Genomic DNA, 14,240 nt, shown 5'->3' with positions numbered 1-14,240 from the left:
TCACTGTGACAGTCGGCGGCCGCTGGCGCGGACATACGGAACTGTCGGTCGCACTCGGTAGGGTCGCTCGATGACGCGAGAGGAGCACGGGTGTGAGTGAAGAGGTCGACACGGTCCGTGTCGTGCCCGCTCTGCCCGCGATTGCCGAACGGCCGACGGAATCGACCGGGCCGGGACTCGAACCCGCCGTCCCGGTGCTGTCCGCGTCCGCCGAGGCCCGGATCGTCGCCGCCCTCGAACAGCGGCACTCCCCGTCCACCGCGCGAAACTATCGCACGGACTGGGACAAGTTCCGCAGCTGGTGCGCCGAGCGAGGACACGTACCCATGCCGGCGCACCCGCACACCGTCGCCGACTATCTCACCGAACACGCCGAGTTGCGCGCCGCCACCGGCGAACGGCGGTACGCGACGAACACCCTCACCCGATGGGTGGCGTCGATCAACTACTGGCACCGGGCGTGCGCCCGTCCCGCCCCCGGACAGGCCCAGATCGTCAAGGACACCTTGGCCGGCCTGCGTCGCACCTATGCCGCAGCCGGGGAACGTCCGACCAAACGCGTCGCACCGCTGCTGGGCGACGAGATCGGCTACATCCTCGCCACGATGCGGCAGAACGCGGACACATGGCAGGACCGGCTGCGCGAACGGCGCGACTCGGCGATCATCCTGATCGGGTTCCTGGGCGCCTTCCGACGCGCGGAGTTGTCCGGCCTGCAACTGCGCGACATCACCCTGCACCCCCAAGACGGGCTGCACATCCTGGTCCGGCGATCGAAGACCGACCAGGTCGGCGACGGCATGGTCAAGGCCACCCCGTTCGCGATCGGGCACCGCGCCTGCCCGCCGTGCGTGTACCGCCGGTGGCTCGACGTCGTACTCGCCCACCACCGGGGTGGCCGCGACGCCGTCGCCGAATTCCTCGGCGCCCCCGACACATTCCGCACGCACGTCTGCCACGTCCCCTACCCTGACCTGCGCCCCGAAGCTCTGACGGCGCCGGTGTTCCGGCCGCTGCGCGTAAACGGCAACATCGGTGACAGCGCCCTCACCGGGCAGGGCATCCACGGTGTGATCCGCCGCGCGGCCGCCGACGCCGGGCTCTCCCCCGCCAAGATCGCGAAACTCGGCGGGCACTCCCTGCGTGCCGGGTTCGTCACCCAGGCGTTCCGCAACGGCGCGCAGGCCCACGAGGTGATGCGGCAGACCGGACACAAGAACCCGGCCACGCTGGAAATCTATGCCCGCGAACACAATCCGCTCACGGGGAACGCGGTCGCCGGCTTCGAGATCTGATCGACCGTCCATCGGACACTCTCACCTTGGGACCCGGGCCGCGCTGCAACACGGTAGCGACGCACCCGAGAGCGGCCAGGGGCACAGCGAAGAGCAGTGATCCCCAGAAGGACGACCAGTTCACCAGCCCGGCGATCGACAAACCGGCGAGTACGGCGACCATCAACCAGGAGACCCACCTTCGCATCGACAGCGCCGCCGCCGCCGGCGGTGTGCCGAGCAACAGGCCCAGGCCGACCAGCGGCCACACGCCAAGCACGTCGACGATCGAGTCATCGCACCGGAAGGAGGAACCGCTCTCGCCGATCTTCGCGCACGACATCGAGATGTCGGCCATCGACGACGTGGTGGCGACCCACACGGTGATCGTCAACGCTGCCAGGGCGGCGGCCCACCACACAGTTCGCGACACGTCCGCAGCTTAGGACAATTGCTGGGGTCAGCTCCCGCTGCCGAACGCCGGCGGCGGGTCGACCGGATAGGCAGCGACGTCCATGATGACCGAGCCTGCGCAGGGGCCGCTCGCGATGTCGGTGCGCCACGAGCCGACCAGGGTGCCGTCCGGTTGTGGGGTGTAGTAGGCCTCCGAGTGGGCCGGCGCCCACACCTTCGGATTGCCCTCCCCCATCCAGCAGTCCCACTCCCAGTCGTAGGGGTGCACCCAACTGGCGCCGTCCCACGTGTACCGCGCCGGTTGCGGCAGCGTCGGATTGGCGGGCGCGGGTCCGCCGACGACGGTGGCCACGCACGTACCGTCCGTGCACGTCGTCTCGAACGTGTAGACGTCGGCGAAATCCGGTTCCCACTGGCTCGCAGCGAGACTCGTCCCGGTCTTGGTCGCGGCGAAGCGCTTGACGGAGTAGTCGCCGGACCATGACGGCTGTGCGGCGCCCGCGGGCAGGGACCCGGCAACCGACCAGACAGCGACCAATGCAACCGCCGAGAGCGCTTTTCGCATGGGCGAATTGAAGCACCGGGCGACCCTGCGGCGGCGGCGAACGCCCGAATGACCGATTCGCCGCCGACGCGTCAGGGGGACGGAGCGGTGATCGCCAATCCCACCGTGCCCTTACGGCCCCGCCGCAGAATGCTGCCCTTGACGGCGATCCACCCGATCAGGCCGTACTTGCGGGCGATCGCGTCGCGTGTCTCCTCGGTGCAGGCGTCGTCGAGCACCACCGCGGTGGCGTCGATCTGCGGGCCCTTCGGATTTCCGCGCGCGTCGCACACCCCAACGGTGACACGAGAGCGGTTCCGGATGCGCTTGACCTTCCACGACTTCGTCTCGGTCCACATCAGCATCCGATCGCCGTCCATTGCCGCCCACAGTGGGGTGGGCACTCCGGAGCCGTCCTTCTTGAAGGTCGTCAACAGAACGTATTTCGCGGCACCGATCTCGCTCAGCGTGGCAGTCATGATGGCCAGCGTACGTGCGACCCGCCGATGAACGTCTCGTGAATACCCGCTCGGATATCGCTGTTTCGGGCGTTCGGGTGTCGCCGGTGGGGTTTGCTGGGACCGGCATCCCGACAACCTGGACATCGACGAGGAACACCCGTGACAGAGTTCAACCCGATCGACCGCCGCCGCTTCCTCGCCGGAGTCGGCGTCACCGGTGCGGCCGTCTCGCTGGCTGCGCTGGCCCCGACCGCCTCCGCCGCCGCTGCACCTGCCGCCGGCAAGCTGCCCTTCCCCACCGGGTCGAGCGTGCGGGTGCTCGTGACCGGCGACGCCGGCACCGGCACGCCGCCGCAGTGGGCGGTGGCCGACGCCGCCCGCAAGCTGCACGAGGCCGAGCCGTTCGACATGGCGTTGGGGCTCGGTGACAACATCTACGAGGCCGGCCCGAACGGCGACCGGGACGTCCAGTTCGCCACCAAGTTCGAAGACCCCAATCACGGGCTGGATTTCCCCTGGGTGATGGCGCTGGGCAACCACGACAACAGCGCGGTGTTCCCCGGCGACGGCGGCTGGCTGCTGCGCGGCAACGACGAGGTCGAATACCACGCGACGTCGCGCAAATGGTGGATGCCGTACCGCTACTACTCGGTGCGAGTGCCCGAGGAGAACCCGGTCGTGGAGTTCTTCGTGCTCGATCTCAATCCCGTCGCCGCCTATCTGCCTCCGCTGTTCGTGCCGTACTGGGCGGTGGACGGCCAGTTCATGAACGAGCAGCGGGCCTGGCTCGACGCCGCGATCGCGGCATCACCGGCCAAGTGGAAGATCGCCTGCACCCACCACCCGTACCTGAACAATGGATCGCACGGCGATGCCGGTGCGTACGACGGCATCCCGATCGAACCCATGAACGGGGTCCACGCCAAGCGATTCTTCGAGGACCACGTGGTCGGGCGATGCCAGTTCATTCTCTCCGGCCACGATCATTCGCTGCAGGTTCTCGAGCCGACGGTCGAGTCCAAGGGCACTCGGCAGATCGTCTCGGGCGCTGCCGCGAAGAACAACCACGGCAAGTCGACCCGTCCGGATCGGGCGAATCTCTATCAGAACTTCGACGACGTCGGATTCATGGTGATGGACCTGTCCCCGGAGTCGGTGCGGCTGCGGGTCTACACCGTGGACCTTCCCACCGCCGAGCCGACACTCGCGTTCGACCGCCGGCTGTAAGCCCCTACCGACGCCGCAGCCGAAGCCTGCTGTAGGTGACCGCGGTGAGCACAACACTGATGAGCACCAACATGGCGATGCTGAGCCACCACCACGATGCGGTGTGCTCCCACAGCGTGTCCGGCTCGGTGCCGGTGGAATTGGTGACCAGGTCCACTGTCGAGGCGGCGGCCGCGAACCCCCAACGTGACGGGAACAGCCACGCGACCTGTTCGAGCACGGCGCGGCCGGTGATCGTGATCAGACCTCCGCACATCACCAGCTGCGCCATGATCGTCACCACCAGCATCGGCAGTACCTGCTCGCTCGAGCGCGCCACCGACGACAATGCCAATCCGAGCACGACGCAGCAGCAGGTGGTGGCGGCGATGTCCACGATCAGTTCCACGGAGCCCGACGGGAGAACACTGCCGCGGCCCGGGAAACCCTTGCCCAGGTACACGATCAGCACCATGATCACCGACTGCACGATGCCGGCGGCGCAGAATACGACGATCTTCGCCGCCAGGTAGGCGGACGGCAACAGGCCTGCGGCGCGTTCACGCTGATAGACCATGCGCTCTCCGACCAGATCGCGGATCGTCAATGAACAGCCCATGAAGGCTGCGCCGAGTATCAGCACCACCAGGATCTGGGTGAGTTCGCCGGACACGTCGGCGCCCGACGGCCCGAACCCGGTGTCGCCCGGCACGAGCAGGGCCAGGCCGCCGAGCACGAACGGCAGGAGCGACAGAAAGATCAGGTAGCCCCGGTCCGCGCGGATCAGCCGGACCTGGCGGCGCGCGACGGTGCTCACCTGCTTTCGCCGCGAGGTGTGCGCGGGAGTGCCGAGCGGTCCGGGCAGGGCCGGCGGCACCTCCGCGACCGTGCGGGTGGCGCGGTACTCGGCGAACACGCCGTCGGGATCGGAGGCGACCCGCGCGAAGATGTCGGCCCAGTCCGAGCTGCCGAGCGCTCTGCCGACCCGGTCGGGCGGCCCCACGTACGCGGTCTTGCCACCGGGTGCGAGCAGCAGGACCTGATCGCACATCTCGAGGTACGACAGCGAATGCGTGACGATGACGACGACGCGGCCCGAGTCGGCGAGGCCGCGCAAGGTCGCCATGATCTGTCGGTCGAGCGCGGGGTCGAGACCCGAGGTCGGTTCGTCGAGGATGAGCAGGGAAGGGCCTGTGAGCAACTCCAGCGCCACCGATGCGCGTTTGCGTTGCCCGCCGGAGAGGCGATCGACGCGGGTGTCGGCATGCTCGGTCAGTTGCAGCTCGTCGAGAACCCCGGCGATCACCGCTTCACGGTCGGCGCGGGTGGTGTCCGGTGGCAGCCGGAGCTCTGCGGCATAACCGAGGGCCCGCCGGAGGGTCAGCTGCCGATGGACGACGTCGTCCTGCGGGACCATGCCGATACGCGAGCGCAGTACCGAGTATTCGGTGTGCACGCTGCGTCCGTCGAATTCGACGACACCCTCGGTGGGGCTTGCCGCACCGGAGATGATCTTGGCGACGGTGGTCTTTCCCGCTCCGGAGGGCCCGATCACCGCGGTGAGGGTGCCGGGTCCCGCGGTGAAGGTGACGTCCTCGAGCAGACGCCGACCACCTTCGATGGTGAGCCCGACGCCGTCCACACGTAGACCTCCCGTGGTCGAGGACTCGACCTGGCGTGGAACGAGACGGCCTTCCTGTACGACGAAGTCGGTGTTGCCGACGGTGACGACGTCGCCGTCGGTCAGTCGTGCGCGTGACACCCGGGCGCCGTCGACGAACGTTCCGTTGACGCTTCCCAGATCGTCGAGTTCGAGGCCTGTCGGCCCGTCGTGGACCATCGCGTGCCGGCGTGAGGCCAGCACATCCCGGACCACGATGTCGTTGTCGGGGGCCCGTCCGATCGTGAGAGCCCCCGCCGGGGCGGCCGCGTGCGGTGTCAGGGGCGGGCTTGCCGGGGCCCCCACCTCGATCGTCGACTCGTCCCATCGGCCGCCCAGGTCCCGCCGCGTCGCGTCGGGATCTTCGATCGAGATCCGCACGGCGGGTCCGTCGACCGCGTCACCCAGGCGGACCAGGACGGTGTCGGTGACGGGTACCTGGTCGCAGCGTGTGCCGTCGACGTAGATCCCGTTCTTGCTGTGGGAGTCGACGAGCCGCCATCCGTCGTCCCACCGCAGTTGTGCATGCTCGCGGGACACCATCGGGTCGACGATCGTGATCTCGAGCTGCGGGTCCCGGCCGATGCGTACCGCTGTGCCCGCGCCGTGGCTGGTGCGGCCGTTTGCGGTCTCGACCACGACTCGCGGATGCGCGCTTCGCGTCCAGTCGTCCATCGCCACGGCCTCCGGTCAGCATCAGGCGTAGAGCGTCGGCTTTTCCATGGTCGCACGCATCGACGGACCGACGACAGAACGGTCAGTCTCGTATCCGCGCGGCGGGGACGCCATGATGAGTTTCGTCCCCACGGCGAGTCTGTCTTCTCGTAACCCCCACCGGAGAGCGGAGCATCACGTGAGTCAACTGTTGAAGGTCCAGAACTTCAATGTCTCGAGCGACGGGGTCGCGTGCGGCGAGAACCAGACCCTCGAGAACCCGTTCGGCCTCGACCCCGGCGAGATGTTCGCGTGGGCGGGCGCCACCGCGAGCTGGCCCATGCGCACCGACGGCGGCGGCAGCCGCGGCCTCGACGACTACTTCACCCGCGACTTCTCCCACAACATCGGCGCCGAGATCATGGGCCGCAACAAGTTCGGCCCGCAGCGCGGCCCGTGGGAGAACCTCGACTGGGAGGGCTGGTGGGGCGAGGAGCCGCCGTTCCACACGCCGGTGTTCGTTCTCACCCACCACGCCCGGCCGTCGATCACCCGCGGCGAGACCACCTTCCATTTCGTCGACGGCGAACCGGCCACGATCCTCGAGGAGGCCAGGGAGGCGGCACAGGGCAAGGACGTCCGGCTCGGCGGCGGGGTCACCACGATCCGAGAATTCCTCGACGCCGACCTGGTCGACACGATGCACGTGGCCGTCTCCCCGATCACCTTCGGAACGGGCCTGCGGCTGTGGGACACCCCGGACGAACTGCGCGACCGATTCCATCTGGAAACAGTGCCCAGTCCGAGTGGAGTCACCCACCACCTGTTCTGGCGATAGGCGGCTCCGCCGCCTGTGCGCCTTTCTGGTAGTGGGCGCTACCGAAAAGGCGCACAGGCGTCAGCCTTCGAGTTCGCCCTCGGTCTCGAGGTACACCTGGCGTAGGCCGTCGAGCACGTCGGGCGACGGCTCCTCCCACATCTTCCGTTCGACCGCCTCGAGCAGTCGCTCGGAGATGCCGTGCAGGGCCCACGGGTTCGACTCGGACATGAACTTGCGGTTCTGCTCGTCCAGGACGTACGTCTCGGCGAGCTTCTCGTACATCCAGTCCGCGACGACGTTGGTGGTCGCGTCGTAGCCGAACAGGTAGTCGACGGTCGCGGCCATCTCGAAGGCGCCCTTGTAGCCGTGGCGGCGCATAGCGTCGAGCCACCGCGGGTTCACGACGCGGGCCCGGAAGACGCGCGCGGTCTCCTCCGACAGCGTCCGGGTGCGGACGGCGTCGGGGCGGGTGCTGTCGCCGATGTACGCCTCCGGGTCCTTGCCGGTGAGCGCGCGGACCGTGGCGACCATGCCGCCGTGGTACTGGAAGTAGTCGTCGGAGTCGGCGATGTCGTGCTCGCGGGTGTCGGTGTTCTTCGCGGCCACCGTGATCCGCTTGTACGCGCTGCGCATGTCGTCCGACGCGGGAACGCCGTCGAGCCCGCGGCCGTACGCGTAGCCGCCCCACGTGGTGTACACCTGCGCCAGGTCGGCGTCGTCGCGCCAGTTCTTCGAGTCGATCAGCTGCAGCAGGCCGGCGCCGTACGTGCCGGGCTTGGAGCCGAAGATGCGGGTGGTGGCGCGGCGGTCGTCGCCGTGTTCGGCCACGTCGGCCTGTGTGTGGGCGCGGACGTAGTTGTCCTCCGGGGACTCGTCGAGGCCGGCGACCAGGCGGACGGCGTCGTCGAGCAGCGCCAGCACGTGCGGGAACGCGTCCCGGAAGAAGCCGCTGATCCGGACGGTGACGTCGATGCGCGGGCGGCCGAGTTCGGCGAGGTCGATCACCGCGAGGCTCGTGACACGGCGCGACGCCTCGTCCCACACCGGGCGGACACCGAGCAGCGCGAACACCTCGGCGATGTCGTCACCCGACGTCCGCATCGCGGACGTGCCCCACACCGACAGGCCTACCGACTTGGGCCACTCGCCGTGGTCGGCGCGGTAGCGCGCGGCGAGGGACTCGGCCATCGCCTGACCGGTCTCCCACGCGAGCCGCGACGGCACGGCCTTGGGGTCCACGGAGTAGAAGTTGCGGCCGGTGGGCAGCACGTTGATCAGCCCGCGCAGCGGCGACCCGGACGGGCCGGCCGCGATGAAGCCGCCGTTCAGCGCGTGCAGCACCTGGTCGATCTCGCCGGACGTCTGCCGCAGCCGCGGCACCACCTCGGTCGCGGCGAAGCGCAGGATCTGCCGGACGGTGTCGTCGTCCGACAGTCGGTCGGCGGCCTCCGGATCCCAGTCCGTCTCGGCCAGCGCGGACAGCAGCGCGTGCGCCTGCGCCTCGATCTGGTCGACGCGGCGACGGTCCTCGTCGCCGGCTTCGCTGAGCCCCAACGCCTCCCGCAGACCCGGCACGGTCTGCTCGCCGCCCCACATCTGCCGGGCCCGGAGCATCGCGAGCACCAACTCCACCTCGGCGTCGCCCTGCGGCGCCGTGCCGAGAACATGCAGGCCGTCGCGAATCTGGACGTCCTTGATCTCGCACAGCCAGCCGTCGACGTGCATGAGCATGTCGTCGAACACGTCCTCCTCGGGACGTTCGGTCAGGCCCAGGTCGTGGTCCATCTTCGCGGCCCGCATCAGCGTCCAGATCTGCTGGCGGATCGCGGGCAGCTTCGCCGGGTCCAGCGCCGAGATGTTGGAGTGCTCGTCGAGCAGCTGCTCGAGCCGCGAGATGTCGCCGTAGGACTCGGCGCGGGCCATCGGCGGGATCAGGTGGTCGACCAGCGTCGCGTGCGCGCGGCGCTTGGCCTGCGTGCCCTCGCCCGGGTCGTTGACCAGGAACGGGTAGATCATCGGCAGGTCGCCGAGCGCGGCGTCGGTGCCGCACGACGCCGACATGCCGAGCGTCTTGCCGGGCAGCCACTCGAGGTTGCCGTGCTTGCCGAGGTGCACGATCGCGTCCGCCGCGAATCCACCCTGCTCGGCGGTCGCTGCAATCCAGCGGTACGCCGCCAGATAGTGGTGGCTCGGCGGCAGGTCCGGGTCGTGGTAGATCGCGACCGGGTTCTCGCCGAAGCCGCGCGGCGGCTGCACCATCAGCACGACGTTGCCGGCGCGGATCGCGGCGATGACGATCTCGCCCTCGGGATCCGACGAGCGGTCCACGTACAGCTCGCCGGGCGCGGCGCCCCAGTGTTCCTCGACGCCCTCGCGGAAGTCCTGCGGCAGCGTCTGGAACCACTCGCGGTAGCGGGCGGCGGAGATGCGGATCGGGTTGCCCTCGAGCTGCTCGGCGGTGAGCCAGTCCGGATCCTGCCCGCCCGCGGCGATGAGCGCGTGGATCAGCGCATCGCCGTCCTTGGCGGCGAGCCCGGGCAGCGCGTCGTCGCCGTCGACCGGGCCGAGGTCGTAGCCGTGGTCACGCATCGCGGCGAGCAGGTCGATCGCGCTGGCCGGGGTGTCCAGGCCGACGGCGTTGCCGATGCGGGCATGCTTGGTCGGGTAGGCCGACAGCATCAGCGCGATCTTCTTGTCCGGGTTCGGGATCCGTCGCAGACGTGCGTGCCTCACGGCGATCCCCGCGACCCGGGCGGCCCGCTCGGCGTCGGGCACGTAGGCGGTGAGGCCGTCGGAGTCGATCTCCTTGAACGAGAACGGCACGGTGATCAGGCGGCCGTCGAACTCCGGGACCGCGACCTGGGTGGCGACGTCGAGGGGCGACATGCCGTCGTCGTTGGCCTCCCACGCCTCGCGGCTGCTGGTCAGGCACAGACCCTGCAGGATCGGCACATCGAGCGCCGCGAGTTCCGCGACGTCCCACGCCTCGTCGTCGCCGCCGGCCTGCGCGTTGGCGGGTTTGGTGCCGCCGGCCGCGAGGACCGTCACGACCATCGCATCGGCGCGGCCCAGCGTCTCGAGCAGATCGCCGGGAGCGGTGCGCAGCGAGGCGCAGAAGATCGGCAGCGGGTTCGCCCCGGCATCCTCGATCGCCCGGCACAGCGCCTCGATGTACGCGGTGTTCCCGGCCAGGTGCTGGGCGCGGTAGTACAGCACCGCGACTGTCGGGCCGTCCACCGCGCGGGTCTCGCGTTCGAGAACCCCCCAGTTCGGCAGGTGCACTGCGGGTTCGAAGCCATGGCCGGTGAGCAGCACCGTGTCGGACAGGAAGTTGTGCAGCTGACGCAGGTTGGCGGCGCCGCCCTCGGCCAGGTAGGTGTGCGCCTCGGCGGCGATGCCGGCGGGAACGGTCGAGCACTCCATCAGTTCGGCGTCGGGGGCCTGCTCACCGCCCAGCACCACCGCCGGCAACCCGGACGCGAGCACCGCGTCGATACCGTCCTCCCACGCCCGGCGGCCGCCCAGGATGCGGACGACGACCAGGTCGACGCCATCGAACAGTCCGGGCAGATCCTCGTCGACCAGCAGACGGGCCGGGTTGGCCCAGCGGTACTCGGCGCCACTGGCACGGGCGCTGAGCAGGTCGGTGTCGGACGTCGACAGCAGCAGGATCACTGTTGCAGCCTTTCCGGGGTTTCGCGCCCCACGGCAGGGTTCCGGCGAGACACGTCTCGGGAACGGGTTCGGGCGGCGGAAGAGGGTCTGACTTTCACAGTGGCGCGACCGCCCGGAATCTCACCGGCTTCCTCTTCTGCCGCGGTCGCCGGTGATCCTACCGGTCAGGCGTGCGCGCACCCGCCCCCGCACTTCTCTAGCCTGGAGACGTGTCATCTCCACGTTCCGGCCCGGACAAGTGCCCGGGTGCCCTCCAGGTCCACCAGGCCGCCGACGGCCCGCTCGCCCGGGTTCGCCTGCCCGGCGGCGTGATCACATCGCCGCAGCTCCAGGCCTTGGCGACGGCCGCGCACGAGATCGGTAACGGCGAGATCGAGCTGACCTCGCGTGGCAACGTCCAGTTGCGGGCGGTGTCCGATCCCGAGGAGTTCGCCCGCCGCATCGCCGACGTCGGCCTGCTGCCGTCCACGACGCACGAGCGGGTTCGCAACATCCTGGCCTCCCCGCTGTCGGGACGGATCGGCGGTTTCGCCGACGTGCGCGGCCTCGTCACCGACCTGGACCGCGGCCTGTGCGCCGACCCGGCGCTGGCCGAGCTGCCCGGACGCACCCTGTTCACGCTCGACGACGGCACCGGCGACATCTCGGGACTGCGCGGCGACTTCGGCGTCCACGCGCTGGACGACGGCAGGTTCGCGCTGGTCCTTGCGGGTACGGATACCGGCGCCCGGCTCGCGGAGGCGGACGCGGTCGACGTGCTGCTGGCGTCGGCGCGCACGTTCGCCGAGATCCGCGGTGACGCGTGGCGACTGAACGAGGTTCCGGGTGGCACGAAACGCGTGCTGGGACGGCTCGGGCTCGCGTACGGGGACCCGGTGCAGTTCCCGGGGGCGATCGACCGTGGCCCGATCGGGTGGCTCGATCAGCCCGACGGCAATGTCGCGCTCGCCGCCGGTCTCGCGTTCGGCACCCTCCCGGCCCGGCTCGCGGAGTTCCTCGCCGCCGTCGAGAAGCCGATCATCGTCACCCCGTGGCGGTCGATCGTGCTGCCCGACCTCGAGGAGTGGGCGGCCGAGCAGGTGGTGCGGGTACTCGCGCCGATGGGTCTGATCTTCGACGAGAACTCACCGTACCTGCAGGTCAGCGCGTGCGCGGGGCAACCGGGCTGCGCCAAGTCGCACACCGACGTCCGGGCTGACGCCCGGGCGGCGATCGAGAACGACGACCTGCCCGCCGACGGCCGTCAGCACTGGTCCGGCTGCGATCGCAAGTGCGGGCGTCCACGCGGTGAGATAACAGACGTGGTCGCCGACCCCGACGGTTACCGGGTGGAGAACCCGCCCACGTGATGCCTCTATCGTGTGGCGCATGATCGACTACATCCGCGACGGTGCGGAGATTTATCGCCAGTCCTTCGCGACCATCCGCGCCGAGTCCGACCTCGCCCGTTTCCCCGCGGACGTCTCGCAGGCCGTCGTCCGGATGATCCACGCGAGCGGTCAGGTCGATCTGGTGGACGACGTCGCGTTCACCCCGAACGTCGTCGCCGATGCCCGCGAGGCGCTGCGCCGTGGTGCCCCGATCCTTTGTGACGCCAAGATGGTCGCTGCCGGAGTCACCCGCAAGCGCCTGCCTCGCGACAACGACGTGCTGTGCATGCTCGACGACGCGCGAGTTCCCGTGCTGGCCAAGGCGATCGACAACACCCGCTCGGCCGCCGCGCTCGAGCTGTGGGGCGACAAGCTCGACGGCGCGGTGGTTGCGATCGGGAACGCCCCCACCGCACTGTTCCATCTGCTGAACCTCATCGAGGCCGGTGCACCGCGGCCCGCCGCGATCGTGGGCGGACCCGTCGGGTTCATCGGCGCGATGGAGTCGAAGGAAGCGCTGATCGAGCATCCCGCCGGCCTCGAGTACCTGGTGGTGCGTGGACGCCGCGGCGGCAGCGCGATCACCGCGGCCGCCCTCAATGCGATTGCGAGCGAAATCGAATGAGTGCCAACGGAAAACTGTGGGGTGTCGGCATCGGACCCGGAGACCCGGAGCTGATGACGGTCAAGGCCGCCCGCGTCATCGGTGAGGCCGACGTCGTCGCCTTCCACAGCGCCCGGCACGGCCGCAGCATCTCTCGCGGTGTCGCCGCCCCGTACATGCGGGAGGGGCAGATCGAAGAGCACCTGGTCTATCCCGTGACCACCGAGACCATCGACCATCCGGGCGGCTACCAGGGTGCGATGGACGAGTTCTACGAGCAGGCCGCCGAACGTCTGGCCGCGCACCTCGAGGCCGGCCGCAGCGTCGCACTGCTCGCCGCGGGCGACCCGCTGTTCTACAGCTCCTACATGCACATGCACAAGCGTCTGGCCGACCGGTTCGAAGCCGAGGTCATCCCCGGCGTCACCGCCGTCAGCGCCGCGTCAGCCGCCCTGGCGGAGCCGCTCGTCGAGGGCGAGGAGGTGCTCACCGTCCTGCCCGGGACGCTGCCGCAGGAGGAGCTCACCCGACGGCTCCGTGAGACCGACGCGGCCGCGATCATGAAGCTCGGCCGCACGTATCCGGCTGTGCGCCAGGCGCTCAAGGATTCCGGACGGATCGACGAGACGTACTACGTCGAGCGCGCCAGCACCGACCGGCAACGAGTCGCGAAGGCCGACGACGTCGAGGACGCCGACGTGCCGTACTTCGCGATCGCCGTCGTGCCCAGCCCGGTGAACAACCGCGTCGAGGCCGAACCGTCGCGCGGCGAGGTGGTCGTCGTCGGCCTCGGTCCCGGAGACCAGGCCTGGACCACCCCGGAAGTCCGGCAGGAGCTCGCCCTGGCCACCGACCTGGTCGGCTACACCACGTACATCGATCGGGTCCCGATCCGGCCGGGCCAGCGCCGGCACGCCAGCGACAACCGCGTCGAGGCCGAACGCGCCGCGATGGCGCTCGACATGGCCAAGCGCGGCGCCCGCGTCGCCGTCGTCTCGTCCGGCGATCCGGGCGTCTTCGCGATGGCCGCCGCCGTGCTCGAGGTGGCGGCCGAGGAGCAGTGGCGCGACGTCCCCGTCCGGATCCTGCCCGGCATGACCGCCGCCAACGCGGTCGCGAGCCGGGTCGGTGCCCCGCTGGGCCACGACTACGCGATGCTCTCGCTGTCGGATCGGCTCAAGCCGTGGGACATCGTCGCCAAGCGCGTCTCCGCGGTGGCAAGCGCCGACATGGCGTTCGCGGTCTACAACCCGGCGTCGAAGTCCCGCACGTGGCAGGTGGCCGCGATGCGCGACCTGGTGCTCGAGCACCGCTCCCCCGACACCCCGGTGATCATCGGCCGCGACGTCGCCGGCCCCGAGGAGTCGATCAAGATCGTGCGCCTCGCGGACCTCGACCCCGCCGACGTCGATATGCGCTGCCTGCTGATCGTCGGGTCGTCACAGACGACGGTCGTCGAGAGCGCATCGGGGACAACGGTCTTCACGCCGCGGCACTACCCGGCCTGACATCGCTCTCCCGAACGGGAGTTCACGGCACACTTTCGCTCAGATCCCGT

The 14,240-nt window shown here is 69.7% G+C and carries 11 protein-coding genes; 6 read left to right on the top strand and 5 right to left on the bottom strand.

All coding sequences use genetic code 11. The annotated features are described in order from the left end of the window. The first annotated feature begins 92 nt into the window (after positions 1-92). Entirely contained in the window at positions 93-1,295 is a 1,203-nt protein-coding gene (locus A6I89_RS13390) for a site-specific integrase (protein ID WP_022595975.1), read from the top strand. Here A6I89_RS13390 and A6I89_RS13385 read toward each other — a convergent pair. From A6I89_RS13385 to A6I89_RS13375, 3 genes are all read right to left on the bottom strand, one after another. Further along, on the bottom strand, positions 1,261-1,707 hold the full coding sequence (locus tag A6I89_RS13385; protein WP_232244728.1) for an ABC transporter permease: 447 nt from the start codon (positions 1,705-1,707) through the stop codon (positions 1,261-1,263). The two genes, A6I89_RS13390 and A6I89_RS13385, sit on opposite strands and share 35 nt — an antisense overlap. 27 nt (positions 1,708-1,734) lie before the next feature. Further along, positions 1,735-2,253 carry an Rv2253 family sensor-like surface protein gene (locus A6I89_RS13380; RefSeq protein ID WP_005513182.1) on the bottom strand — a complete coding sequence of 173 codons (519 nt, stop codon included), beginning with the start codon at positions 2,251-2,253 and terminating at the stop codon, positions 1,735-1,737. A 71-nt stretch (positions 2,254-2,324) separates the two neighbouring features. Next, positions 2,325-2,711, bottom strand: coding sequence for a PPOX class F420-dependent oxidoreductase (locus A6I89_RS13375; RefSeq protein ID WP_005513183.1), 387 nt, complete (start codon positions 2,709-2,711; stop codon positions 2,325-2,327). A gap of 141 nt (positions 2,712-2,852) precedes the next feature. On the opposite strand from A6I89_RS13375, the gene A6I89_RS13370 reads away from it, so the two are divergent. Further along, positions 2,853-3,920 (top strand): metallophosphoesterase, encoded by a 1,068-nt coding sequence (locus A6I89_RS13370; RefSeq protein WP_005513184.1) that lies wholly within the window; start codon positions 2,853-2,855, stop codon positions 3,918-3,920. Between the two features lie 4 nt (positions 3,921-3,924). Here A6I89_RS13370 and A6I89_RS13365 read toward each other — a convergent pair whose 3' ends face one another. Beyond that, the gene (locus A6I89_RS13365) at positions 3,925-6,234 is read right to left on the bottom strand and encodes an FHA domain-containing protein (protein ID WP_060934559.1); all 2,310 of its coding nucleotides are present in this window, start codon (positions 6,232-6,234) and stop codon (positions 3,925-3,927) included. Positions 6,235-6,412: 178 nt separating this feature from the next. Here A6I89_RS13365 and A6I89_RS13360 point away from each other — a divergent pair, with 178 nt between their 5' ends. After that, complete coding sequence (locus A6I89_RS13360) at positions 6,413-7,051, top strand: dihydrofolate reductase family protein (RefSeq protein ID WP_022595971.1); 639 nt, start codon at positions 6,413-6,415, stop codon at positions 7,049-7,051. 60 nt (positions 7,052-7,111) lie between these two features. On the opposite strand, the gene cobN is transcribed toward A6I89_RS13360, so the two are convergent. Continuing rightward, positions 7,112-10,708 (bottom strand): cobaltochelatase subunit CobN, encoded by a 3,597-nt coding sequence (gene cobN, locus A6I89_RS13355; RefSeq protein ID WP_022595969.1) that lies wholly within the window; start codon positions 10,706-10,708, stop codon positions 7,112-7,114. 209 nt (positions 10,709-10,917) lie between these two features. Here cobN and cobG point away from each other — a divergent pair, with 209 nt between their 5' ends. Genes cobG through cobJ form a run of 3 tightly spaced genes read left to right on the top strand, consistent with a single transcriptional unit; the run spans position 10,918 to position 14,190 of the window. Further along, on the top strand, positions 10,918-12,057 hold the full coding sequence (gene cobG, locus A6I89_RS13350; protein WP_022595967.1) for a precorrin-3B synthase: 1,140 nt from the start codon (positions 10,918-10,920) through the stop codon (positions 12,055-12,057). A gap of 19 nt (positions 12,058-12,076) precedes the next feature. Next, positions 12,077-12,703, top strand: coding sequence for a precorrin-8X methylmutase (locus A6I89_RS13345; protein ID WP_013416044.1), 627 nt, complete (start codon positions 12,077-12,079; stop codon positions 12,701-12,703). Further along, on the top strand, positions 12,700-14,190 hold the full coding sequence (gene cobJ, locus A6I89_RS13340; RefSeq protein WP_013416043.1) for a precorrin-3B C(17)-methyltransferase: 1,491 nt from the start codon (positions 12,700-12,702) through the stop codon (positions 14,188-14,190). The genes A6I89_RS13345 and cobJ overlap by 4 nt, the downstream gene beginning before the upstream one ends. Positions 14,191-14,240 lie beyond the last annotated feature (50 nt).

The organism is Prescottella equi (assembly GCF_002094305.1).
Classification (GTDB): Bacteria; Actinomycetota; Actinomycetes; order Mycobacteriales; family Mycobacteriaceae; genus Prescottella; species Prescottella equi.
This window is presented reverse-complemented; position numbering and strand designations above follow the sequence as displayed.

Excerpts from the sequence above, each read along its gene's own strand:
- A6I89_RS13380 (WP_005513182.1), bottom strand. The coding sequence starts at position 2,253 with ATGCGAAAAGCGCTCTCGGCGGTTGCATTGGTCGCTGTCTGGTCGGTT.
- A6I89_RS13375 (WP_005513183.1), bottom strand. The coding sequence starts at position 2,711 with ATGACTGCCACGCTGAGCGAGATCGGTGCCGCGAAATACGTTCTGTTG.
- A6I89_RS13365 (WP_060934559.1), bottom strand. The coding sequence starts at position 6,234 with ATGGACGACTGGACGCGAAGCGCGCATCCGCGAGTCGTGGTCGAGACC.
- A6I89_RS13345 (WP_013416044.1), top strand. The coding sequence starts at position 12,077 with ATGATCGACTACATCCGCGACGGTGCGGAGATTTATCGCCAGTCCTTC.
- cobJ (WP_013416043.1), top strand. The coding sequence starts at position 12,700 with ATGAGTGCCAACGGAAAACTGTGGGGTGTCGGCATCGGACCCGGAGAC.